Origin of the sequence: Pseudomonas sp. B21-032, from assembly GCF_024748965.1 — a bacterium.
In the GTDB taxonomy this organism is placed as follows: domain Bacteria; phylum Pseudomonadota; class Gammaproteobacteria; order Pseudomonadales; family Pseudomonadaceae; genus Aquipseudomonas.
In genome coordinates this window covers 3021362-3045176 of record NZ_CP087180.1, presented here as the reverse complement: position 1 = coordinate 3045176, position 23815 = coordinate 3021362, and the positions used below count along the sequence as shown (strand labels likewise).

20 protein-coding genes are annotated in these 23815 nt (G+C 63.9%); 10 read left to right on the top strand and 10 right to left on the bottom strand.

Going from position 1 to position 23815, the window contains the following annotated elements; all coding sequences use genetic code 11:
- Positions 1–415 precede the first annotated feature (415 nt).
- A complete protein-coding gene (locus LOY54_RS13865; protein WP_045201960.1) occupies positions 416–1081 on the bottom strand; it encodes a response regulator transcription factor in 666 nt (221 codons plus the stop codon).
- A 161-nt stretch (positions 1082–1242) separates the two neighbouring features.
- Here LOY54_RS13865 and LOY54_RS13860 point away from each other — a divergent pair, with 161 nt between their 5' ends.
- The gene (locus LOY54_RS13860) at positions 1243–1869 is read left to right on the top strand and encodes a response regulator transcription factor (protein ID WP_093382718.1); all 627 of its coding nucleotides are present in this window, start codon (positions 1243–1245) and stop codon (positions 1867–1869) included.
- On the opposite strand, the gene LOY54_RS13855 is transcribed toward LOY54_RS13860, so the two are convergent.
- Together LOY54_RS13855 and exaA are read right to left on the bottom strand one after the other, a co-directional pair.
- Positions 1866–2504 carry a pentapeptide repeat-containing protein gene (locus LOY54_RS13855; protein ID WP_045201964.1) on the bottom strand — a complete coding sequence of 213 codons (639 nt, stop codon included), beginning with the start codon at positions 2502–2504 and terminating at the stop codon, positions 1866–1868. The two genes, LOY54_RS13860 and LOY54_RS13855, sit on opposite strands and share 4 nt — an antisense overlap.
- Before the next feature lie 78 nt (positions 2505–2582).
- Positions 2583–4454: a quinoprotein ethanol dehydrogenase gene (gene exaA, locus LOY54_RS13850; RefSeq protein ID WP_093382724.1), complete on the bottom strand. Its 1872-nt coding sequence runs from the start codon at positions 4452–4454 to the stop codon at positions 2583–2585.
- A gap of 260 nt (positions 4455–4714) precedes the next feature.
- Between exaA and pedF the strand changes: the two genes are divergently transcribed.
- On the top strand, positions 4715–5152 hold the full coding sequence (gene pedF, locus LOY54_RS13845) for a cytochrome c-550 PedF (RefSeq protein WP_045201967.1): 438 nt from the start codon (positions 4715–4717) through the stop codon (positions 5150–5152).
- Between the two features lie 84 nt (positions 5153–5236).
- Here pedF and LOY54_RS13840 read toward each other — a convergent pair whose 3' ends face one another.
- Positions 5237–6388: an acyl-CoA dehydrogenase family protein gene (locus tag LOY54_RS13840; RefSeq protein ID WP_195884121.1), complete on the bottom strand. Its 1152-nt coding sequence runs from the start codon at positions 6386–6388 to the stop codon at positions 5237–5239.
- A 16-nt stretch (positions 6389–6404) separates the two neighbouring features.
- Complete coding sequence (locus LOY54_RS13835) at positions 6405–7475, bottom strand: enoyl-CoA hydratase/isomerase family protein (RefSeq protein WP_045201970.1); 1071 nt, start codon at positions 7473–7475, stop codon at positions 6405–6407.
- 339 nt (positions 7476–7814) lie between these two features.
- On the opposite strand from LOY54_RS13835, the gene LOY54_RS13830 reads away from it, so the two are divergent.
- From LOY54_RS13830 to LOY54_RS13820, 3 genes are all read left to right on the top strand, one after another.
- Positions 7815–9002: a porin gene (locus LOY54_RS13830; RefSeq protein WP_258606742.1), complete on the top strand. Its 1188-nt coding sequence runs from the start codon at positions 7815–7817 to the stop codon at positions 9000–9002.
- A 152-nt stretch (positions 9003–9154) separates the two neighbouring features.
- A complete protein-coding gene (gene nosP, locus LOY54_RS13825; RefSeq protein ID WP_258606741.1) occupies positions 9155–10318 on the top strand; it encodes a nitric oxide-sensing protein NosP in 1164 nt (387 codons plus the stop codon).
- The gene (locus LOY54_RS13820) at positions 10248–12827 is read left to right on the top strand and encodes a PAS domain-containing hybrid sensor histidine kinase/response regulator (RefSeq protein ID WP_249744351.1); all 2580 of its coding nucleotides are present in this window, start codon (positions 10248–10250) and stop codon (positions 12825–12827) included. Before nosP ends, LOY54_RS13820 begins: the two co-directional genes overlap by 71 nt.
- Here the strand turns inward: LOY54_RS13820 and LOY54_RS13815 are convergent.
- Both LOY54_RS13815 and LOY54_RS13810 read right to left on the bottom strand, forming a co-directional pair.
- Positions 12805–13812: an aldo/keto reductase gene (locus LOY54_RS13815; RefSeq protein ID WP_258606740.1), complete on the bottom strand. Its 1008-nt coding sequence runs from the start codon at positions 13810–13812 to the stop codon at positions 12805–12807. The genes LOY54_RS13820 and LOY54_RS13815 overlap by 23 nt on opposite strands.
- 111 nt (positions 13813–13923) lie before the next feature.
- Positions 13924–15258: an MFS transporter gene (locus tag LOY54_RS13810; protein ID WP_093382740.1), complete on the bottom strand. Its 1335-nt coding sequence runs from the start codon at positions 15256–15258 to the stop codon at positions 13924–13926.
- A 161-nt stretch (positions 15259–15419) separates the two neighbouring features.
- Between LOY54_RS13810 and LOY54_RS13805 the strand changes: the two genes are divergently transcribed.
- Positions 15420–16520, top strand: coding sequence for a sugar diacid recognition domain-containing protein (locus LOY54_RS13805; protein ID WP_258606739.1), 1101 nt, complete (start codon positions 15420–15422; stop codon positions 16518–16520).
- Between the two features lie 110 nt (positions 16521–16630).
- Positions 16631–17779, top strand: a complete 1149-nt coding sequence (locus tag LOY54_RS13800; RefSeq protein WP_258606738.1) for a glycerate kinase — start codon at positions 16631–16633, stop codon at positions 17777–17779.
- A 19-nt stretch (positions 17780–17798) separates the two neighbouring features.
- Here the strand turns inward: LOY54_RS13800 and moaA are convergent, their stop codons facing one another.
- Positions 17799–18803 (bottom strand): GTP 3',8-cyclase MoaA, encoded by a 1005-nt coding sequence (moaA, locus tag LOY54_RS13795; RefSeq protein ID WP_195884114.1) that lies wholly within the window; start codon positions 18801–18803, stop codon positions 17799–17801.
- Positions 18804–19144: 341 nt separating this feature from the next.
- Between moaA and LOY54_RS13790 the strand changes: the two genes are divergently transcribed.
- The 3 genes from LOY54_RS13790 (at position 19145) to LOY54_RS13780 (ending at position 22720) form a co-directional block, all read left to right on the top strand.
- Positions 19145–21469, top strand: coding sequence for an FdhF/YdeP family oxidoreductase (locus tag LOY54_RS13790; protein ID WP_258606737.1), 2325 nt, complete (start codon positions 19145–19147; stop codon positions 21467–21469).
- 169 nt (positions 21470–21638) lie between these two features.
- The gene (locus tag LOY54_RS13785; RefSeq protein ID WP_408980592.1) at positions 21639–22334 is read left to right on the top strand and encodes a hypothetical protein; all 696 of its coding nucleotides are present in this window, start codon (positions 21639–21641) and stop codon (positions 22332–22334) included.
- 68 nt (positions 22335–22402) lie between these two features.
- The gene (locus tag LOY54_RS13780) at positions 22403–22720 is read left to right on the top strand and encodes a DUF2388 domain-containing protein (RefSeq protein ID WP_258606735.1); all 318 of its coding nucleotides are present in this window, start codon (positions 22403–22405) and stop codon (positions 22718–22720) included.
- Here LOY54_RS13780 and LOY54_RS13775 read toward each other — a convergent pair whose 3' ends face one another.
- Together LOY54_RS13775 and LOY54_RS13770 are read right to left on the bottom strand one after the other, a co-directional pair.
- The gene (locus LOY54_RS13775) at positions 22721–23320 is read right to left on the bottom strand and encodes an FMN-dependent NADH-azoreductase (protein ID WP_258606734.1); all 600 of its coding nucleotides are present in this window, start codon (positions 23318–23320) and stop codon (positions 22721–22723) included.
- Positions 23313–23774, bottom strand: coding sequence for a GNAT family N-acetyltransferase (locus LOY54_RS13770; protein ID WP_258606732.1), 462 nt, complete (start codon positions 23772–23774; stop codon positions 23313–23315). The genes LOY54_RS13775 and LOY54_RS13770 overlap by 8 nt, the downstream gene beginning before the upstream one ends.
- Positions 23775–23815: the final 41 nt, after the last annotated feature.

The window sequence follows — 23815 nt, the reverse complement described above, 5'->3', positions numbered from 1 at the left end:
TGGCCCGAACGGGATTGGCTAAATCGCCAGAAGTTGAAGCTTTGGTAACGGTAAGTGGCGTAGTTCATGTTCTGTTCCTCAATGTAATTCGTTGATTGCCGGGGCCTTGAAACGCAAAACCCCCGGTCGGGGGGCCGACCGGGGGTTGAGTATTCTCGTGTTCGGCGGCCCCTTGAAAGTGGGCGCCGGTGAGGGTATCAGCGGCGCCTGTGGCTAAACCAATACCCAAAATAAAACGCTGCCGGGGAGACAGTCGCGCACTCGGCAGCGGCCACGGGGCGCGACAGGCGACCAGTGCTGCAAGCGTGAGTGAGGGTGGTGTGCGACATGTGACTCTCCAGTTGATGTGCCCGAGCTTACTTCAGGCCTTGCCCAGGTTTCAATGGCTAATTTGCATGATTGTCATGGAGCGTGACTATCGCCGCAGGTAAGCGGTGAAGTCGATGTCGCCGGCACTGAGAATCGCCTGCACGCGGTTGTGCACGTTGAGCTTGCGCAAAATCGCCGAGACGTGAGCCTTGACCGTGGTTTCGGCGATGTCGAGGTTGTAGGCGATCTGCTTGTTCGATTCGCCCTTGGTCATGCGTTCGAGCACCAGCAACTGCTTGCGGGTCAGGGCTTGCAGCAGCTCGGGGGCAAAGCCCTGATGGTCACCCTGGTTGCGCCGGCTGCTGCTCTTCTGCGTGCGGATGATGTCCGGCGGCAAGTAGACATTGCCGTTGAGAATCTGCTCGATGGCCTCGGTCATCTGTGAGCGTGGCGAGGATTTGGTGATAAAGCCGACGGCGCCGTAGGTAATGGCCTGCAGCACCACCTGCTTGTCCTGTTCGGCCGAGACGATCACCACCGGGATGGTCGGCGCCTCGTTGCGCAGGTTGATCAAACCGCCCAGGCCGTGCATACCGGGCATGTTCAGGTCGAGCAGGATCAGGTCGAGGTCGTCATGATCGCCAGTGATCGCCAGGGCGCTGTCGAGGTCGGCGGTTTCCATCACCTCGCTGCCGGGAAAGCCGTCGCTGATGACATTGTGGATGGCCTCGCGAAACAACGGATGGTCGTCGGCGATCAGAATCTTGTACATGGCTTTGCACCTTATTGTTGTGGTTGTGCTGCACCCCTTCATTACAGGCCAGGTGCAACGCTTTGGGAATGCGACCATCGACAAGCAAAACAGTACCAAAGTAGTAGGCGGGCGCCCAGGCGTGCGTTCTAGCATGGGGCAAACCTGCGGGAGCTGCGAAGATGGCGATATTGCTGGTGGATGATCACCCGATGCTGCGCCTGGGCCTGGTCGCGGCGCTGCAACAGGGCCTGGAGGGCATGACGGTGATCGAGGCGGCCAGTGGCGAAGAGGCGCTGGCCAAGGTCGGCGAGCAGTTGCCGGGGCTGGTGATCATGGACGTTGACTTGCCGGGTATCAGCGGCGTGGAAACCACCCGACGCCTGCGCCAGCGCCTGCCGCAACTGCGCGTGCTGTTTTTCAGCGAGCACACCGACCTTGGCCTGGTGCGCCAGGCCATGGCGGCCGGCGCCTGTGGTTACCTGTCCAAGGCGGCGGAGCCTGCCGTGCTGCTTGAAGCGGTGCGCCGGGTGCTTTGCGGGCATGCCTACATCGAACAGGCACTGGCCACCGAGCTTGTCTGTCAGCCAGGCGATACTGGCATTCACGGCCTGACCCAACGTGAAACGGAAATCTTTCTGATGCTGGCCAAGGGCACGCCGACCCGGCTGATCGCCGAGCAGTTGTGCATCAGCAGCAAGACCGTGAGCAACTACCTGACCCTGCTCAAAAGCAAATTGCAGGTGGCCTCCCAGGCGCAGATGGTGCGCCTGGCGATCGAGGCCGGCTTGCTGCGGGTGGTTGCCTAGTCCCAGGTGGTCGGGCAGCCCTGGCAGCCTTGCATGTTGCTGTCCTGGAAGTTGGCGTAATGCTGGCGGCTGCCGCGCAGGTCGGCCTGCTCCAGGTTGCTTTCGCCGAACTTGGCTTCTTGCAGATTGGCATCGGCAAGGTTGGCGCCCTTGAGGTCGGCCTTGCTCAACCAGGTCATTTCCAGGTCGGCGGCCTGCAGTTTGCTGTTGTGCAGTTTGGCCCCGGACAGGCGGGCGAACTCCAGGTAGGCGGCGCTCAAGTCGGCGTTCTCGAAGTTGGCGCCCTGGGCGAACATGCCCCAGGCCTGTACCGCAATCAGCCTGGCATCGCGCAGGTCGGCCAGGCGCAGGTTGCTTTGCTGCAGGCTGGCGCGGGTGAGGTTGGCGCCTTGCAGTCGGGCTTTTTCCAGGTTGGCCAGGTCCAGGCGCGCGTGGCGCAAATTCGCCCCGCGCAGGTCGGCACCGGCCAGGTTCATTTTGCGCAGGTCCTGGTTGCTGAGGTCGGCGTTGCGCAGGTTGGCGTTGGGGCACTGGCTCTCCTGGGCGATGGTGCAGCCGTTGATGGTCAATGGCGCGTCGTCGTCGGCGAGGGCGGCGGTGCAGGCGAGGGTGAGCAAGAGCGGGAGGTATTTCATGGGGATCTCCTGGGCTGTGAGATGGCTATCGCGGGGCAAGCCCGCTCCAACACGGAGCGGGCTTGGCCGGCGATGGGCTTAGCGCTGGGCCGTCTTGGTATCCCAGGCCGGGATCTTGAACACCCAGAACGAGCCACCCTGGGCCACCGGCTTGGTCAGCTCGGCCATGTCGCCACCCCACAGCGGCACCGCGCCGCCGTAGCCGACGGTCACACCGATGTACTGCTCACCGTCCTGTTCCCAAGTGATCGGCGGCGAGACGATGCCGCTGCCAGTCTGGAATTTCCACAGTTCCTCGCCGGTCTTGGCGTTGAAGGCCTTGAAGTAGCCATCACCGGTACCGGTGAACACCAGGTTGCCCTTGGTCGCCAGCACCCCGGCCCACAGCGGCAGGCGCTCCTTGTGCTCCCAGACCATCTTGCCGGTGGTCGGGTCCATGGCCCGCAGCGAGCCGACGTGGTCCTCGTACATGCGCTTGATCCTGAAACCCATGCCCAGGTAGGCCGAGCCTTTCTTGTAGTTGACTTCCTCGGTCCAGTACTCCTCTTTCCACTGGTTCGACGGCACATAGAACAGGCCGGTGTCCTGGCTGTAGGCCATCGGGTTCCAGTTCTTGCCGCCCAAAAACGGTGGCGAGACTTCCACCGGCTTGCCCTTGGTTTGCCCAGGTTCGGGCTTGGCCGGACGCTGGCCGGGGTTTTCCACCGGGCGGCCGGTCTTGAGGTCGATGTGGCTGGCCCAGGTGATGTTGTCGGCGAACGGGAAGGCGTTCTTGAGTTTGCCGTTGGTGCGGTCGACCACGTAGAAGAAGCCGTTACGGTCGGCATGGGCGGTGGCCTTGTACTGCTTGCCGTCCTTGTCCTTGTAATCGAACAGCACCAGTTCGTTGTTGCCGGAAAAGTCCCAGGCGTCGTTAGGCGTGTGCTGGTAGAACCACTTCACTTCGCCGGTCGAGGGGTCGACACCGACCTGGCCCGAGGTGTAGAGGCTGTCGAAGTCGTGCGGGTTGCCATCCTTGGAGGTACGCGCCCAGGTGTTCCACGGCCCCGGGTTGCCGGCGCCGACAATGATGGTATTGGTCTCGGCATCGAAGCTTGCGCTCTGCCACGGCGCGCCGCCGCCATGGCTCCAGGCTTCGACCTTGCCGGTCTCGGTGTTCGGATCATCCGGCCAGGACGGCGCCTTGACGTCACCGGTGGGGGTGCTGTCCTTGCCGTTCAGGCGGCCCATGTGGCCCTCGACGAAGGGCCGCATCCATACCTCGTCGCCGGTTTCCGGGTCGCGGGCATACAGCTGGCCGACCACGCCGAATTCATCGCCGGAGCTGCCGTGAATCAGCAACACTTTGCCGCTCTTCTGGTCCTTGATCAGGGTCGGGGCGCCGGTCATGGTGTAGCCGGCGCTGTGGTCGCCGAACTTTTTCTTCCACACCACCTTGCCGGTGTCCTTGTTCAGGGCGATGACCTGAGCGTCGAGGGTGCCGAAATAGATCTTGTCGCCATAGATGGCGGCGCCGCGGTTGACCACGTCGCAGCACGGGCGAATGTTGTCCGGCAGGCGATGGTTGTAGGTCCACAGGCGTTTGCCGGTCTTGGCATCGAGGGCAAACACCCGCGAGTACGAGCCGGTGACGTAGATCACGCCGTCGTTGACGATGGCCTGGGACTCCTGGCCGCGCTGCTTCTCGTCACCAAAAGAGTACGACCAGGCCGGGGTCAGCTTGAACACGTTGTGGTCGTTGACCTGGGCCAGCGGGCTCCAGCGCTGGGCATTGGTGCCCATGCCGTACTGCAGCACGTTGCCGGTGCTTTTGTGGTCGTCGGCGATGTCTTCCCAGCTCACAGGTTTCGCCAGGGCATGCGGGGCCAGGGCCAGGCTGCCCAGCAGGAGGACGGTATGCACGGCAGCAGTCAGCGGGGAAAGTGCGGCGGGTAACGATCTTATTGTCATGGTTGGAGTTCCCAATGAAGGTTTTGGCCTGCATAGCCTGGAACGCCAAGGGCGCGATCGATACGGAAAATCTCCCGGTCTTTACGGGAAAATTTCCCAGGCCGGGCATGATTTGGCACTGCCCCACAAGCGCTACTACCAAGGGAGGAGGCTGCGGCCACCAAAGCAGCATGGGGCCCTCGCCAGCACGTTTCTAAGATGCCGGCACAACCTTTCAGCCGAGAGGTTTTTGCGTGCAAACAGCAGTCGAGGGCAGAACAATGAAAACAGCAAAAAACGCCTGGTTGAGCCTGATCGTCAGCGCCAGCCTGATGAGCAGCGCCGGGGCTTTTGCCCATGGCAACGTGACGCCGACCGCGGTCAACACCGGCAACCTGGAAAAGCTCGGTGAGCAGTGGCGCGCAGAAAACCCCTACCGCAACAGCAAGGACCACGACGAGGCGGTGTCCATCGGTGCTTCGGCCTACAACCAGAACTGCGCCGCCTGCCACGGCCTTGAAGCCAAGTCCGGTGGCATCGCCCCGGACCTGCGCTTGCTCGACGAAGGCGCTGCCGGTGATGAATGGTTTGTCGAGCGGGTGCGCAATGGCGCGGTACGCGATGGCCGGGTGTACATGCCGAAGATGGCTGACTACCTCAGCCAGGAAGCCTTATGGGCGGTGCGCAGTTACCTCGACAGCGTGCATGTCGAGGAGTGACTGTAGGAGCGGGCTTGCCCCGCGATAGCGATTCAACAGTGAAATCGCATCGCGGGGCAAGCCCGCTCATACAGTAGGCCGTGTTTACAAGGTGTAGTGCTTCAACTCCCGGGCAATCAGCATGCGCTGGATTTCGCTGGAGCCTTCGTAGATCTGGGTAATGCGCGCATCGCGGTAGTAACGCTCGACCGGGTAATCTTCCAGATAGCCATACCCGCCATGCACCTGGATCGCCTTGGAGCACACCCGCTCGGCCATTTCCGAGGCGAACAGCTTGGCCTGTGAGGCTTCGCTCAGGCACGGCTTGCCGGCGCTGCGCAGGCGTGCGGCGTGGAGAATCAACAGCCGTGCGGCGTTGATCTGCACCTGCATGTCGGCCAGCAGGTTGGCGATGCTCTGGTGCTCGTTGATCGGCTTGCCGAACTGAATACGGTCACGCGAATACACCAGCGCCGCCTCGAACGCCGCGCGGGCAATGCCCAGGGCCTGGGCGGCGATGCCGATACGCCCGCCTTCGAGGTTGGACAGGGCAATGGCCAGGCCCTTGCCGCGCTCGCCGAGCATGTTGGCTGCCGGGATACGGCAGTTGTTGAGGGTTACCGCGCAGGTGTCGGAGGCGCGGATGCCCATCTTGTGCTCGCTGCGATCGACCACGAAGCCTTCGTTGTCGGTGGGCACCAGGAACGCCGAAATACCTTTCTTGCCCAGCTCCGGGTCGGTGACCGCGAAGACGATCGCCAGCCCTGCACGGCGGGCATTGCTGACGAACTGCTTGGCGCCATTGATCACCCAGTGATCGCCCTCAAGCTCGGCGCGGGTGCGCAGGTTGTGGGCCTCGGAGCCCGCTTGCGGCTCGGTCAGGCAGAAGCAGCCGATCACCTGGCCGCTGGCCAGGCGCTCAAGCCAGGTCTGTTGCTGTTCGGCGCTGCCGTAGGCGAGCAGCGGGCCGCAGCCCACCGAATTGTGAATGCTCATCAGTGCACCGGTGGCACCATCGCCGGCGGCGATCTCTTCGACCGCCAGGGCGTAGGCGACATAGTCGGTGTAACTGCCGCCCCATTGCTCGGGCACGACCATGCCCAGCAGGCCCAGCTCGCCCATCTTCTGCACCACGCCATCGTCGATCCAGCCGGCCTTTTCCCAGGCCTGGGCATGGGGGGCGATCTCGCCACGGGCGAAGTCCCGGGCCATGTCGCGGATCATGATCTGTTCTTCAGTCAGTTCCAGGTCTTGCATCTGCGTACTCCAGGCCTCAGAGGCCTTCGAAGAATTGATCCACGCGCTGGCGGTCGAGGCCGGCGAGGGTGGCGGGGTTCCAGCGTGGCTGCTTGTCCTTGTCGATGATCAGTGCGCGTACGCCTTCGATCAGGTCGCCATGCTCGAACCACTGGCGGTCCAGGTGCAGCTCCATCTTGAAGCAGTCTTCAAGACTCAGGTGACGGCCGCGACGAAGCATCTCCAGGGTCACGGCCATGGCCAGCGGCGAGCGGCTGTCGAGCAGATCGGCGGTTTTCAGTGCCCATTCATGGCTGTCGGCCACGGTCACGGCGCGCAGTTGCTCGACGATACTGGCAACGTCGGGCAGGGCGAAGAAGTGATCGATGGCCGGGCGCAACCTGGCCAGCGGTGCGTCTTCAAGCACCTGGGTGCCGAGTTTGGCCAGCACCCCTTGCAGGTCCTTGAGCGGGTGTTCGCCAAAGCTCAGGGTGTCGAGGCGCTCATCGAGGCTGGCCAGCTTGCTGCTGTCCAGGTACCAGTCGGCCAGGCCGCAGTACAGCGCATCGGCCGCCTGCACCTGGACGCCGCTGACCCCCAGGTAGATGCCCAGCTCGCCGGGAATGCGCGAGAGGAAGTAGCTGCCGCCAACATCCGGGAAATAACCGATGGCGGTTTCCGGCATGGCCAGGCGGCTGCGCTCGGTGACTACCCGCAGGTCGGCGCCCTGGGCCAGGCCCATGCCGCCGCCGAGGGTGAAGCCGTCCATCAGTGCCAGCACCGGCTTGGGGTAATGGTGGATGCACAGGTCGAGGGCGTATTCCTCGACGAAAAAATCCCGGTGCAGGCTGTCACCGGCCTTGTAGCTGTCGTACAGCGAGCGGATGTCGCCGCCGGCGCAGAAACCTTTCGGGCCTTCGCCGCGCAGGGTCACGGCATGCACCTGTGAGTCCGTGGCCCAGGCGTCAAGTTGGCGCTGCAGGCGGCGGACCATGTCCAGGGTCAGGGCGTTGAGGCCGGTGGGGCGGTTGAGGGTCAAGTGACCGATATGGTTGCGAACCTCGGCCAGTACATGGACGTCGGTTGGCGCTTGAGCGTGCGCGGTCATCGCTTTCTCCCTGCTTTGTTATTGATTTTCCACGTGTTTTAACACGGTCTGGATAGGCGCTAGAGGATCGAAGGATCGTATCAGTGCAAATTTGCCCAATACAATCCGTAAATCTGCAGGCTCAGTCTGCATTTTTGCATGGGTGGGCGCGCCTAACGCACCGGGTCTTGCCACTTTAGCCTTGTGACACTGACGGGCAAGGGATTAGTTCCGCCTGCGGGCAGCCGGGCCGGTTGCGCCAAAGCAGCACGGGAGCGCCGCCAAGGCAGGGTATGGCCGCTTGCCGGGCCTTTCGATAATCGCCTCCGACATCTGTCCCCCCGTTTTGCGGAGAGCGCCATGCACAACAATAACAATGCCAATCGCCGTTTCCTGCCGTTGCTGACCAGCCTTGCCGCCCTGGGCCTGGGCCTGAGCCCGCTGGCCGGCGCCGAGATCATGCTCTACGACAAGGAGCAGACGACCTTTTCCACCGACGGCTACATCAACGCCTTCTACGTCAACAGCGACGTCGACCGCGCCGGGGAGCAATACGACCGTCGCCAGTCGCGGGTGAAGATGGGCTTTCTGCCCAATTACCTGGGCTTCAACATGACCCGCCAGGTTGATGATCTCAAGCTTGGCGGCCGGGCCTCGTTCTGGGTGACCATCAACGACAGCGAAACCAACGGTACCGACACCGCCATCGACGTGCGCCAGTTCTACGGCACCGTGGCCAACCCCGAATGGGGCGAGGTGTTGATCGGCAAGGACTTTGGCCTGTTCGCCCGCTCCAACATCCTCCTCGACGAGTTGCTCGCCGGCTACGGCCAGGTCAGCGACACCCTGGGCCTGGTCGATGGCGGCGGGGTGTCGTTCGGCAACATCGGCAGCGGCTACCCGTACCCGTTCCCGACCTCGCAGATCACCTACCGCACGCCGGTGTTGGACGGCTTGCGCATTGCCGTGGGGATCCTCGACCCGGTGGACACCAACGACGACAGCGCGGTGGGCAAGGCCTACCAGGAAAACCCGCGCACCGAGAGCGAGATCACCTACCAGTTCGACCTCGGCGGCGCGCAGATCTACAGCTGGCTCAACGGCACCTACCAGACCTCGGACAACACCGACAGCAGCGTCGATTCGGTGACTTCCAAGGGCCTCGGCTATGGCGTGCAGGCGAAGATCGGCGGGTTGTCGCTGACCGGCTCAGGTTTTACCGCCAAGGGCATCAACCCGTTCTTCACCAACAACGCCGGCGAGGCGACCTTGCGTGAGGTCGACAGCAAGGGTTATCTGCTTCAGGGCTCGTACAAGCTCGGCAAAAACCGTCTGGCGCTGTCGTATGGCAAGACCAGGGATGACGGCAATGGCGCAGTGAACACCGGCGCCGACTATGAAACCCGTGGCATAGCGCTGTTTCATGACATCAACGACAACCTCAAGCTGGTCGCCGAGTACAACCAGTTCGAGATCGACGGCCATGAAGGCGATGCGCAGAACGAAGACACCGATACCTTCGCCGTGGGCGCGGTGCTGACCTGGTAAACGCATTGACCGGTAGGAGCGGGCTCGCCCCGCGATGAGGCTACCCGCTCTACAACCAATGCCACCCATACCCAGTACCCAAGTAGCATTCGGCGCGCTACCGCGCCTGCCTAAACTGCCTGCATCGATCAATGCCCACCCAGGAGGCACCCATGCAGCAGTTCCCGGCCGAGGGCGTGATCAGTGCCGTGTCGCGGGCCAGCGCCGCTGAGCTTGCCGCCCAGGAACTGGCCAGCCAGCTGCTGCACCCGCACCTGGGTTTCGTGTTGTTCTTCTGCTCCGCCGAGTACGACCTGCCGGCCCTGGCCCAGGCCCTGCAACAGAGCTTCGGCGGCATTCGCCTGGCCGGTTGCACCAGTGCCGGCGAACTTACCCCCGACGGTTACGGCCGTGGCTGCATCACCGCCCTGGGTTTTGATCACCGGCAGTTTTCCATCGCCGCCGAACTGATCGACGCCATGCCGGCGTTCAGCCTGATCCAGGCCCAGGCCACGGTCGAGCGCCTGGTGGGCGAGTGTCGTAGCAATACCCTGGCGCCGATAAAGGGCCACAGCTTTGCCCTGACCCTGCTCGACGGCCTGTCCAGCCGTGAAGAAACCGTGCTGGCGGCACTCAGTGCGGCGTTGGGCGATATCCCGCATTTCGGAGGCTCGGCCGGTGACGACAATCATCTGCACCACACCCATGTGTACTTCGACGGCGCCTTTCGCAGTGGCGCTGCGGTGGTGCTGCTGGTCAACACCGGGCTTGAGTTCGAGGTGTTCACCACCCATCACATCGAGCCGCGCAGTGAAAAACTGGTAATCACCCGCGCCGATCGCCAGTTGCGCCGGGTCTACGAGCTCAACGCCGAACCGGCAGCGCTTGAATACGCGCAGTTGATCGGCGTGCCGGTCAGCCAGATCAATCACCGCACCTTCGCCGCCCACCCGCTGGCGGTGCGCATCAACGAGCGTTATTACGTGCGCGCCATCCAGCAGGTGCACGAGGACCTGAGCCTGAGTTTCTACTGCGCGGTGGAGAACGGCATCGTCCTCACCGGCATGCGTCCGGGGCCGCTGTTGCCGAATCTGCAGCACCTGTTTAGCGGCCTGCAACAACGCCTCGGGCCCTTGCTGCTGACCATCGGTTGCGATTGCTTCCTGCGCCGCCTGGAGCTCGAAGGCAGCGACAGCCTGGCCGAGGTCGGCCGTTTTCTGCGCAGCCAGCGGGTGCTGGGTTTCAACTCCTACGGGGAACAGTTCAATGGCATGCACATCAACCAGACCTTCACCGGCGTTGCCATCGGCCGGCCCCGAGGCCAGCGTGAACAGTGACCCGCGCCTGGCCGAGCTGCAACGGGCCAACCACAAGCTGCTGCGCATCAACGCCGCGCTGATCGAGCGCCTGGAGTCGGGGGCGGCGCGCCCGGACGATTCCTATGCGGCGTTCCAGCATTCGGTGGTGCTGGCCGAACAGGTACGCGAGCGCACCGATGCCCTGAACCAGACCCTGGTCGAGCTCAAGGCCAGCAACCACCTGCTCAGCGAGGCCCGGCTGCGCGCGGAAACCGCCCACCAGCACCTGGTCGATGCCATCGAAAGCATCTCCGACGCCTTTGTGCTGTTCGACCCGGACTTGCGCATCGTCCTCTTCAACAGCCGTTTCAAAGCTTTCTGGGCCGGCAGCCGCTTGCGCATCATCAGCGGCATGCGCCTGGCCGAGGTCAAGCGCCTGATGCACAGCAGCGGCCTGTTGCGCGAAGAACTGCGCGGTGTCAGCGACGAACACCTGCTGTACCGTCTGCACAACGGGCGCTGGCTGCAGGTCAGCGAGCGGCCAACCCAGGACGGCGGGCGGGTGATGCTGTTCACCGACATCACCGAGGTCAAGCACAGCGAAACCCGGCGCCGCGAGCAGGCGGTGGCGCAAAAGTCCTACTTGCTGCAACGGGCGGTCGACAACCTGTCCCAGGGCGTGGCCATGGTCAATGCCGACGGCGTGCTGGAACTGTGGAACCGGCGTTTTCTCGAACTCAGCGGCCTGGCGCCGATCGCCGCCCACCGATCCTTTACCGAAGTGATCGCCGACAGCGAACTGGCCTTGCTGACCCCGGCCAGCCGCGACGGCAATGGCCGCTGTGTGCATGAACTGGAACAGCGCCTGTTCGACGGACGCATGCTGGAAATCCGCACCCATCCGTTGCCCACCGGCGGTTTCGTCAACACTTTCACCGACATCACCGAACGCTACCAGCACGCGCAAGCCCTGAGCGAAAGCGAGCGCTGGATTCGGCTGATCACCGACCATGTGCCGGCGCTGATTGCCTACCTCAATGCCGAGCTGGTCTACGAGTTCACCAACAAGGTCTACGAGCAGTGGTACTGCTGGCCGCCGGGGGTGATGCTCGGGCAGAACCTGCGCGAGGTGCACAGCCCCGGGCACTACCAGCGCCTGGAGGGTTACATCGAGCGGGCGCTGGCCGGCGAGAGCGTGACGTTCGAATGCGCCGAGACCCACGTCAACGGCCAGGAACGCTACATGCTGCGCTCCTACGTGCCCAACCGCCTGGCCAGTGGCGAGGTGGTTGGGATTTTCGTGCTGATTCGCGACATCACCGAACGCCGGCGCAGTGCCGAGGCCCTGCACCAGGCCTATCAGAACCTCGAAGTGCGGGTACGCGAACGCACCGCCGAACTGAGCAAGGCCAAGCAGCAAGCCGAGCAGGCCAACCTGTCGAAGACCAAGTTCCTCGCCGCCGTCAGCCATGACTTGCTGCAACCCTTGAACGCGGCGCGGCTGTTCACCAGTGCCTTGCTCGAACAGAGCAGCGCTAACCCTGCGCTGGTGCGCAATGTCAGCAACTCGCTGGATGACGTCGAGAACCTGCTCGGCACCCTGGTGGATATCTCCAAGCTCGACGCCGGGGTGATCAAGGCCGACCTTGCCAGCTTCGCCGTCAGCGACCTGCTCGACAACCTCGCCGCCGAATTTGCTCATGCCGCCGCCAGCGCGGGCCTGCGCATGGCCTATGTGCCCTGTGGGCTGAGCGTGCACAGCGATATCCAGTTGCTGGCGCGGATACTGCGCAACCTGCTCAGCAATGCCATCCGCTACACCCCGCGCGGCCGCGTGCTGCTCGGCTGCCGGCGGCGCGCCAAGGCGTTGTCGATCGAGGTCTGGGACACCGGTATCGGCATTGCCCAAGAGCGCCGCGAAGAGGTGTTTGAGGAGTTTCGTCGTGGTGATGCGCAGCGCCCGGACCAGGATCGCGGCCTGGGCCTGGGCTTGGCCATCGTCGACAAGATCGCCGGGATTCTCGGCCACCGCCTGCAATTGCGTTCAGTGCCGGGCAAGGGCTCGGTGTTTACCGTCGAAGTACCCTGCAGCCTCCAGGCACCCAGGCGGCTGGCCGAACCCGACCTCAGCGAGCCGCTGCGCGAACGCCTGGAAGGCGCGCGTATCTGGGTGCTGGATAACGACGCGGCGATCTGCGCTGGCATGCGCACCTTGCTCGAGCAGTGGGGCTGCGAGGTGGTGACGGCCTTGAGTGAGCAGGACCTGGCGCGCCAGGTGGCCTGCAACAGCGCCGAAGCCGACCTGCTGATCGCCGATTACCACCTGGACAACGGCCGCAACGGCGTCGATGCGGTGGCGGCGATCAATGCCCAGCGGCCTGTACCGCTGGCGGCCTTGATGATCACCGCCAACTACAGCAACGAGCTAAAACAACAGGTGCGCGAGCGCGGCCATACGTTGATGCACAAGCCGGTGCGGCCGATGAAGCTCAAGGCCGCCATCAGCCACCTGCTCGGCGCCGAACTCAGCGCGCCACGCGACCACTGACGTAGTGCGCGCTGTCGTTGTAGCCGTGAGTCGAGGCGTGGCCCGGGGTTACCAGTGAATCGATGAAGGCTTCGTCTTCAGCGCTGATCTGCACCGCCAGCGCGCCGCTGTAGGTGTCCCACTGGGCTTCGGTGCGCGGGCCGACGATCGCCGAGCTGACCGCGCGGTTGTTGAGCACCCAGGCGATGGCGAACTCGACCATGCCGATGCCCCTGGGCTGCAAGTAGGCGTGGATCTGCTGGGCGATCTGCAGCGATTCTGGGCGCCATTCGGTTTCCAGGATGCGCTTGTCCTGGCGTCCGGCGCGGCTGTTGGCATCGGGGCTGGCATTGGGCGCGTACTTGCCGCTGAGCACGCCGCGCGCCAGCGGGCTGTAGGGCACGATGCCCAGGCCGTGATGGGCGGCGGCGCTGAACTGCTCGGGTTCGGCCTGGCGGTTGACGATGTTGTACAGCGGCTGGCTGACCACCGGCTTGGGCACGCCCAGGCGCTCGGCCAGGTTGCACAGCTCGGCGATGCGCCAGCCGCGGAAGTTGGACACACCCCAGTGGCGGATCTTGCCCTGGCGCAGCAGGTCGCCGATGGCGCTGACGGTGACCTCAAGCGGGGTGTTGTGGTCTTCGCGGTGCAGGTAGTAGATGTCCAGGTAATCGGTGCCCAGGCGGGTCAGGCTGGCTTCGATGGCATTGAAGATGTGCTTGCGGCTTAAGCCGCTACGGTTGGGCAGGCCCTCGGCAGGGCCGAAGCCGACCTTGGAGGCGAGGATCCAGTCGTGGCGGTGGCGGGCAATGGCCTCGCCGACGATTTCCTCGCTGCGCCCGGCGTTGTAGACGTCGGCGGTGTCGATGAAATTGATGCCCTGGTCCCAGGCCTTGGCGATGATGCGCAGCGAGTCTTCGGTGCTGGTCGGCTCGCCGAACATCATGCTGCCCAGGGTCAGTGCCGACACCTGCAGGCCGCTTTGGCCCAGTGGACGGTAAATCATGATCGAAAGGCCTTTGGCGATTGGAATTCGATCTGTTTTACACAGTTCCACCTCTGATTTAAAGCATCGCGGGGCAAGCCCGCTCCTACATTATGTAGGAGCGGGCTTGCCTCAGTTCGCCGGTTCGGCCGCCGCCCCGGCAGCCCGCACCCGCGAAACCCGCAGCGCCACCAAACTACCAAACACAATCAAGCCCGCCAGCGAATACAGCGCGGCATCGGTCGAGCCGGTCTGGTCCTTGATGAAACCGACCAGGTAGGGGCTGAGAAAGCCGGCCATCTGCCCGACCGAGTTGATGATCGCCAGGCCCGCCACTGCGGTACCGGCGCTGAGCAGTGCGGTGGGCATCGGCCAGAACATCGGCAGGCCGGTGAGGGCGCCCATGGTGGCAATGCTCAAACCGATAATCGCAATCACCGGGCTGTGGCCGAAGTTCACCGCGATCAGCAGGCCCAGGGCACCCATCAGCATCGGCACGACAAGATGCCAGCGGCGCTCGTTGCGCAGGTCTGCCGAGCGCCCGACCAGCAGCATGAACACCCCGGCCAGCAGGTAGGGGATGGCGCTCAGCCAACCGATCAGCAGGGCGTCGCTGAAACCCAGGTTCTTGATGATCGACGGCAGCCAGAAGTTGATCGCATAGACCCCGCTCTGGATGCAGAAGTAGACGAAACCGAAGGTCCAGATCAGCGGGTTGGCAAACACCGACAGCAGGCTGTCGCTGCTGGTCACCGGCTTGCTGGCGGCATCGGCCTTGAGGTCGGTTTCGATGATCTGGCGTTCGGCCGGGCTTAGCCATTTGGCCTTGGCGTAGCCATCACTGAGCAGGAAGATCGCCAGAAAGCCCAGCAGCACGGTCGGCAGGCCCTGGATCAGGAACATCCACTGCCAGCCGGCCAGGCCATGCTGGCCGGCGGCGAAATGATTGAGAATCCAGCCCGAGAACGGCCCGCCGAGCAAGCCCGACACCGGGATCGCCGACATGAACAGGGCCATGATCCGCCCGCGACGGGTGGCCGGGAACCAGCGCGAAAGGTACAGCACGATGCCGGGGAAGAAGCCCGCTTCGGCGGCGCCGGTGAACAGGCGCAGGACGTAGAACTCCATGGGCGTAGTGACGAACAGCAGGCAGGTCGACAGCGTGCCCCAGGCGATCATCATCAGCGCGATCCAGCGCCGCGGGCCGAAGCGGTTGAGCGCCAGGTTGCTGGGCAGCCCGCACAGCACATAGCCGATGAAGAAAATCCCGGCACCCAGGCCGTAGATGGTTTCGCTGAACTTGAGCGCATCGAGCATCTGCAACTTGGCAAAGCCGACGTTGACCCGGTCCAGGTAGTTGAACAGGTAGCAGATGAAGATGAACGGAATCAGCCGCAAGGTGATGCGCCGATACAGCGCATTGCGGGTGACGTCTTGGCCTTGGTCAGGGGCAGGGCTGTATGACATGATTCTCTCTCTGTTGTTATGTTTATCGCCGCAGCCTGCATCGAGGCGGCTGCTGCGACGAGTCTCGGTGAGCGGACCGTGGCTGTCTTTGTGCTTTTGCACAGCAATTCGTGCGGCCTGCTGTGCCCCGGACCAATCATTGCGACAACAAGGATCCTCCCATGTTCGAACTGGACCATGACCTGGCGCAAGACATCGTCGAGCGGGCGATGGCGATTCTGCCGTGCAACGTCAACGTCATGGACAGCCAGGGCCTGATCCTCGGCAGTGGCGAGCCCGAGCGCATCAACACCCGTCACGAAGGTGCGCAGCTGGTGCTGGCCAACGGTCGAATCGTCGAGCTCGACGTCGAAGCGGCCAAGTGCCTCAAGGGTGTGCAGCCCGGGGTCAACCTGCCGCTGCTGCTCGACGGGCGCTTGATCGGTGTGCTGGGCCTTACCGGCGATCCGCAGCAGTTGCGCACCTATGGCGAGCTGGTACGGATGACCGCCGAAATGCTTTTGGCCCAGCGTCACCTGCAGGTCGAGCAGCAGTGGCGGCGCCAGCGCTGCGACGACCTGCTGGCATTGCTGCTGGGCGGCTCTGGCGATTCGCCGCGGCTGGTCGATGAGGCTCGCCAGCTGGGCCTCAAGCCGCAACTGCCGCGCATTCCCTGCCTGTTTGAGCTGGACGCCGGGCCTGCGGCCGAGGCGTTGGCCAGCTGGTTGATGAGCCGCTACCCGGACAGCTGGTGCGTAAGCCCCGCGCGCCAGTCGCTGCTCTGGTGCCGGCCCGCCACCGTGGTGCTGGATGAGCCGAAACTGCTGGAGCGTTTGCAACGCCATGGCTGGCAGGTGCAGCGCCTGGCCGCAGGTTCGCCGGCGCAAAGCCTGGAGCAGCTGCGCCGGGGTTATCGGCGGGTGCGCGACTTGCTGGCCTATGGCCGCGAAGTGCTGCCGGCCGAGCGCCTGCTGACCTTGAGCCGCTACCGGCTGCCAGCGTTGCTGTGGCGCCATCGCAATGATGACGCCCTCGACGAGCTGCTCGAACCGCTGCAGCGCATTCGTGCCAAGGACAACAGCGGCCAGCTGCTGGCAACCCTGCGTGCCTGGTGTGCCCACGATGGCCAGAGCCAGGCCTGCGCCGATGCCCTGGGCATTCACCGCAACAGCCTGCGCTATCGCCTGGAGCGCATCGCCGAACTGAGCGAAGTCGACCCGTTGCGCCTGGAAGGGATGCTCAGCCTGTACCTGGGCTTGCAGTTGCTGCCAGCCGCCAACTGAGGCGGTTTTGGCCAAGTGCCAAACAAGCGCGGGCGGTTTTTGTGCATCCGACCGACGCACTCTTGCAGCCCAACTGTCAGCATGCAGGCATCTGGATCAGGAGAATCCCCATGAAAATCGTCATCGCCCCCGACTCGTTCAAGGACAGCCTCAGCGCCGAAGGCGTCGCCGACGCCATTGCTGCCGGTATTGCCCTGGTGTTGCCGCAGGCGCAACGGGTCAAGTGCCCGATGGCCGACGGCGGCGAAGGTACCATGGCGGCCATCGTCGCTGCCTGTGCCGGCGAGCTGCGCAGCCTGCGCGTGCGCGGACCGCTGGGTGAGCCGGTCGACGCCGGTTGGGGCTGGCTGGCCGACAGCCACACGGCGATCATCGAAATGGCCACCGCCAGTGGCCTGCAACTGCTCACCCTGGCCCAGCGCGATGCCTGTCGCAGCAGCACCTTTGGCACCGGCCAACTGATTGCTGCGGCGCTGGATGCCGGCGCCCGGCGGATTATCCTGGCCATCGGCGGCAGCGCCACCAATGATGCCGGCAGCGGCATGTTGCGGGCGCTGGGCCTGCAATTGTTCGACGCCGACAATCAGCCGCTGGCTGAAGGCGGCCTGGCCCTGGCCCAGCTTGCCCGCATCGATGCCAGCGCGCTGGACCGGCGTTTGCGCGAGGTGCAGCTGGAAGTTGCCGCGGATGTCGACAACCCGCTGTGCGGCAGCAATGGCGCTTCAGCGATCTTTGGTCCGCAAAAGGGCGCAAGCCCCGAGCAGGTCCGGGCCCTGGACCAGGCCTTGGGACACTTTGCCGACCACTGCGGGCAACTGCTGGGCACTGATGTGCGTGACTTTCCTGGCAGCGGCGCCGCTGGCGGCATGGGCTTTGCCGCCAAGGCCTTCATGCAGGCGGCCTTTCGCCCGGGGATCGAAGTGGTGGCCGAGCTTGCCGGGCTTGATGCGGCGGTGCAGGGGGCAGACCTGGTGATTACCGGCGAGGGCCGTTTTGATGCGCAGACCCTGCGCGGCAAGACGCCGTTCGGCGTGGCCCGGGTAGCACAGCGCCATGGGGTGCCGGTGGTGGTGATTGCTGGCACCTTGGGCGAGGGTTACCAACAGCTGTATGCCCATGGCATCGACGCCGCGTTTGCCCTGACCAGCGGGCCGATGACCCTGGAGGCGGCCTGTGCCAATGCGCCAGCCTTGCTCCAGGCCCGCGCCGGCGACATCGCCCGCCTGTGGTGCCGCGCCCGGGCGTTGCCCGCCGGCTGACGGGCCGGCGTCATCGCCGCTAGCCCCCCGTCATGTTCATGAAACGCAAAATCTGCACCTCGCCATTGATATCGAAGTTATGGCTGTAGGGCTTGAGGGTCATGGCCTGGCGGATGGCCTTGTCCAGGCGTTCGCTGTCACCCGGGTGGGCACGCAGCACCTGCTTGAGGTCGGCGGCGTGCTCATTGCCCAGGCACAGCAGCAGACGGCCTTCGACGGTCAGCCGCACGCGGTTGCAGCTGGCGCAAAAGTTGTGGCTGTGCGGCGAGATGAAGCCGATGCGGATATCCGGCGCCTCAGCCAGACGCCAGTAACGCGAGGGGCCCTGGGTTGACTCGGCCGACTCGATCAGGCTGAAGTGCTCGGCGATACGCGCGCGCACTTCGTCACTTGAACAATAGGACTCGCTGCGCTGGTGCTCGCTGATCACCCCCAGGGGCATTTCTTCAATAAAGGAAATATCCAGCTGGCGATCGATGGCAAAGCGCACCAGATCGACCACTTCATCATCGTTGCGGCCCTTGAGCACCACGCAGTTGAGCTTGGTGCGGCGAAAGCCGGCGGCATGGGCGGCGTCGATGCCGGCAACCACCTGGGCCAGGTCGCCGGTGCGGGTCAAAGCCTTGAAACGCTCGGCATCGAGGCTGTCGAGGCTGATGTTCAGGCGCGAAAGGCCGGCATCGAACAGCGGCTGGGCCAGGCGGGTGAGTTGCGAGCCGTTGCTGGTCATGCACAGTTCGCGCAGGCCGGGCAGGGCGGCGATGCGTGCGCACAGCTCGACGATGCCGGCGCGCACCAGCGGCTCGCCACCGGTCAGGCGGATCTTGCGGGTGCCCATGGCGACGAAACGCTCGGCCAGCTGGTACAGCTCCTCGAGGGTGAGGATGCGCTGGCGCGGCAGGAACTGCATGTCTTCGGCCATGCAATAGACGCAGCGAAAGTCGCAGCGATCGGTGACCGACATGCGCAGGTAATCGATTTTACGACTGTAGCCGTCGACCAGTTGTTTGCCGTTTGCACTCATGCTGGGCTGGGCCTCTTATCGCGCGTCTGGGATGCGTTTGCGCACTAGTTCTTTGATGATGGTCGAGGCTATTTAAATCGTCCATGTCGGTCAAATCACTAATAATGACCAACTGATAAGGCTCATCTATCGGTAGCTTGCAGCCCCCGTATTACGAGGGTTTCAGCGTCGTGATAGAGGGTCTTGATCGGTTCGTCATTTGTTTTGATTAGACGCCTGAGTCCACGCTCAATAGCCTGAAAGGGTAGAAAACGAAGTTCGCCATTAATCAACCTGTCAATAACAAGTTGTTAGTCGGTGAAACGTTAAAGATGCCCTGCGAGCCAAGCGAGGAAGCCGCGATGAGCCAAGATGAACATATAAAAAACTATGACGCCCCCGCCGCCGGTTGGGGCGCGCTGAAAAGCGTGACCAAGAGCTGGCTGGGCAGTGAAAACGCCTTCAAGAACCTGCGCGTTATGCTCAAGACCAACCAGAACGGCGGTTTCGACTGCCCCGGTTGCGCCTGGGGCGAGTCGCCGGAAAGCGGCATGGTCAAGTTCTGCGAGAACGGCGCCAAGGCGGTCAACTGGGAGTCCACCGGGCGCCTGGTCGATGCGGATTTCTTCGCCCGCTACAGCGTCACCGAGCTGGCCCGCCAGAGCGACTACTGGCTTGAATATCAGGGCCGCCTGACCCATCCGATGCGCTATGACGCCGCCACCGACCACTACGTCGAAACCAGCTGGGAGGACGCCTTTGCGCTGATCGCCCAGCACCTCAACAGCCTCGAATCTCCTGACCAGGCCGAGTTCTACACCTCCGGCCGGGCCAGCAACGAGGCGGCGTTCCTTTATCAGCTGTTCGTGCGCGCCTACGGCACCAACAACTTCCCTGATTGCTCGAACATGTGCCATGAGGCCAGCGGTGTCGGCATGTCGGAAACCCTCGGGGTCGGCAAGGGCACGGTGGTGTTCGACGACCTGGAGCACGCCGACGCAATCTTCGTTATCGGCCAGAACCCCGGCACCAACCACCCGCGCATGCTCGAACCGCTGCGCGAGGCAGTCAAGCGCGGGGCTCAGGTGATCTGCCTGAACCCGCTCAAGGAGCGTGGCCTGGAGCGTTTCCAGCACCCGCAGCACCCGTTCGAGATGCTCAGCAACGGCTCCGAGCCGACCAACACCGCGTACTTTCGTCCGGCCCTGGGCGGCGACATGGCGGTGATGCGCGGCATCGCCAAGTTTTTGCTGCAATGGGAGCGCGAGGCCCAGGCCAAGGGCGAGCCGGCTGTGTTCGACCACGTCTTTATCGCCGAGCACACCTCAGGGCTCGACGCTTACCTGGCGGAAGTCGATGCCACCCGTTGGGCGCATATTGTCGAGCAGTCGGGCCTGAGCCTGGCCGAGCTTGAGCTGGCTGCCCGCATGTACCGGCGCGCCGAGCGGGTGATCATGTGCTGGGCCATGGGCGTGACCCAGCACCGCTACTCGGTGCCGACCGTGCAGGAAATCATCAACCTGCAGCTGCTGCGCGGCAACGTCGGCAAGCCTGGCGCCGGGCTGTCGCCGGTACGCGGTCACAGTAACGTGCAAGGCGACCGCACCATGGGCATCGACGAGCAGCCACCGGCGCGCCTGCTCGATGCCCTGGAAGCGCGCTTCGCCTTCAAGGCCCCGCGCCTGCACGGGCACAATGCAGTGCTGGCGATCCAGGCCATGGAAGAGCAGCGCGCCAAGGTGTTCATCGCCCTGGGCGGCAACTTCGCCCAGGCCACCCCCGATACCCCGCGCACCCACGACGCCTTGCGCAACTGCGCGCTGACCGCGCACATCGCCACCAAGCTCAACCGCTCGCACCTGGTCACCGGCCGTGACGCCCTGATCCTGCCGTGCCTGGGCCGTACCGAAATCGACCTGCAGGCCGAAGGGCCGCAAGGCATCACCGTCGAAGACACCTTCAGCATGGTGCATATCTCCCACGGCCAGCTCAAACCCTGCTCGCCGCTGCTGCGCTCGGAGCCTGCGATCGTCGCCGGCATCGCCAGGGCCACCCTCGGTGACCGGCCGATCGACTGGCAGTGGACGGTTGCCGACTACAGCCGCATTCGCGACCTGATTGCCGACGTTATCCCGGGTTTCGAGGACTTCAATGCGCGCCTGCAGCACCCAGGTGGCTTCCACCTGGGCAACACCGCGGCGCAGCGCGATTGGCACACCGAAAGCGGCAAGGCGCAGTTCACTGCCAGCGTGCTGCCGGCGCAGCTGGTCAACGAAGAAGTTCTGGCCCGTGGCGACACCCCGGACCTGATCCTGCAGACCCTGCGCTCCCACGATCAGTACAACACCACCCTGTACGGCCTCGACGATCGCTACCGCGGGGTGTTCGGCCTGCGTGAGGTGGTCTTCGCCAACGAGCAGGACATCCGCCGCCTGGGCTTCAAGCCCAACGACAAGGTCGATATGGTCTCGCTGTGGGAAGACGGCCGCGAGCGACGGGTCAGCGGCTTTACCCTGGTCGCCTACGACATTCCACAAGGCCAGGCCGCAGCCTACTACCCGGAGACCAACCCGCTGGTGCCGCTGGAAAGCTACGGCGAGCGCACCTTCACACCGACCTCGAAATTCATCGCCATCAAGCTCGAGAAAGCCAGCGCCGACAACCTGATTCCATCAGCGCACCTCTGACGCTGCACTCGAGTCGCTGAGGCAATCGCGCCCACCATCGCACTTTTTCCGATTTGTCGGCTCTATTCATGGCCAGGCGACGCTGACTCCCAGCGTTGCCGCTGATTACCGACCGGTGCCGATGGTTGATCCGTTTCTCGTTTTCCTGCGACACCTGCGCCTGCCGGTGATGGTGGGCGCCTTGCTTGCCAGCCTCAGCGCCTGCAGCCAGCAACAAGGCCGCGACATCGTCAGCCAGTTCAGCCAAGGCCGCCCCCAGGAGCTGTTGCAGACCAGCGTCGACCGCATGGCCACGCTGTCGATGCGCGACAACCTGCGCAGCCTTTACCTGCTGATGAACAAGCTGTACCAGCGCAACCCCAACCAGTGGCGCCAGTCCGGCTATGTCGATGCCAGCACCGCCGAGCGGCAGATCCGCCAGGCCATCGAGCAACGCCAGCCGTTGGCGCAACTGGGCGAGCGCCGCGACCTGGCTGCGCTCAGCTATGCGCTTAGCCCGGAGTTTCGCGGCGATCGGGTCGGCGCCTTCGTCTATGCCATTGGCAGCATGCTGGTCACCGCCCATGGCGGGCGCACCGAATTTTTCATGACTGACACCATCGACCCGCAGTTCGTCAGCAATGCCGCGCGCAACATTGAAAAGGCCACCTGGCTGCTCAGCCAGCGCCAGGACGCCAATGGCGTGCTGCTGCTGTTTTCCAATGAAATATCGGAGGAGGGCAGCAACCTGAGCTTTGCCGTGGAATTCGGCAAGATCGTCGCGCGCCTGGACCTGCTGGCGCAGATGCTCGACGAGCGCTATCGGCGTATTGGCCTTAACTACGCGCAAAGCCTGCTGCTGATGAACTTTCTGCCGGTGCAATAGGCCGGGGAACTCAAGGTACTTACGGCAATCCTAGTTGATGTAGGTACTCTTTATCCGGAGGCATCACCATGCGCCGTTTACTGCTCGTTTCCTCGCTTGTGCTCTGTCTGCCCTTCGGCTCGGCCCTGGCCAAAGTCGACGCCGGTGATGTTGCCACCTCGGCCGGGGTATCCGCTTCGCTGTACTCGACCTTCAAGGACGACAAACGCATCATCCCCGCCCGTGACGACGCCTCGTCGTTCATCGCCAGTAACGGTGCGATCCGCGGCGTGTACCTGGAGTCGATGCTGCAGAGCATCCGCGCGCAGAACCCCGACCTCAAAGCCAGTGATGAAGAACTGGCGCGGGCGATCCTGCTGAAAGATCAATTCGGCGCCGGGCAATAATCACCAGCGCTGCCGGGCGAGTTCGAGCCTGGCTTGAGTGACGCTGGCAAGCCGCGCCTGATCACTGACGGCCATGCCTTCGAGGTAGACGAAGTGCACATTCTGCAGACCCAACGTGCCGAGCACGTGGCGCAGGTAGGCGCTGAGAAAATCCGGCTGGCGGGCCCGTGCCCCGCGGTGGTAGCCGCCTGAACTGACGATCAGGTACACCGGCCGGTCTTTGAGCAGGCCGACCTTGCCTTCAGGGCCGGCAATGAAGGTGCGGTGGATGCGCAGCACATGGTCGATCCACAGCTTGAGCGCTGCCGGCACGGTGAAGTTGTGCATGGGCGTCGCAATCAGCAGCAGGTCACAGCCTTCGAGCTCGCTGATCAGTGCCTCGGAGCTTGCAAATACCGGGTCGTGAGGCGGTACAAAGCCGGTCAGCGCTGTCGCGTAGCCGGCACTCAACGGCGCCAGTGGCGTGGCCGCCAGGTCCCGCAGGGTCACCTTGAGGTGTGGGTACTGGTGGCGGATGCAAGCGACCATTTCGTCGGCCAGGCGCAAGCCGATCGAGGCGCTGCCGCGCATGCTGGCATTGACCAGGAGCAGGTTATCCATGGCGCTGTGCCTCGGCGGCGGGCAGTGCCTGAACAAAATGCATGCCTTTGGCCAAAAGTCCTTCGCGGTAATAGAAGCGCTGGGCCAATGGCATATGCAGCCCGGTATCGAGCACCAGGTAGGCATGGCCGTTGCGCAGGCCATCGGCGCGCGCGGCATCGAGCAATGCGGCGCCGACCCGCAGGCCGCGCATGGCCGGAGACACCACCAGGTCGTCGACGTAGGTAAAGCGTCCATAGAGCAGGTTTTCGCTGCTCCTTACCCCTGCCAGCCCCAGCAGTTGCTTGCCGTAGAAAGCCCCGAGCAAGCGGTAGCCCTGCAGCACCTGGCGCCTGACTTGCTGCGCGAACGCGTCGGCATCCACCAGGTGCGGCCGAAGTTCGCGCATTAGCTCGAAGGCGTCGCGTTGCTCGGTGCCTTCTTGCAGGTAGCGGATGGTTGCCTGTTCGCCCACGGGTTTCTCCCAGATCAATTTGAGCCGTTACTTTACGGCGG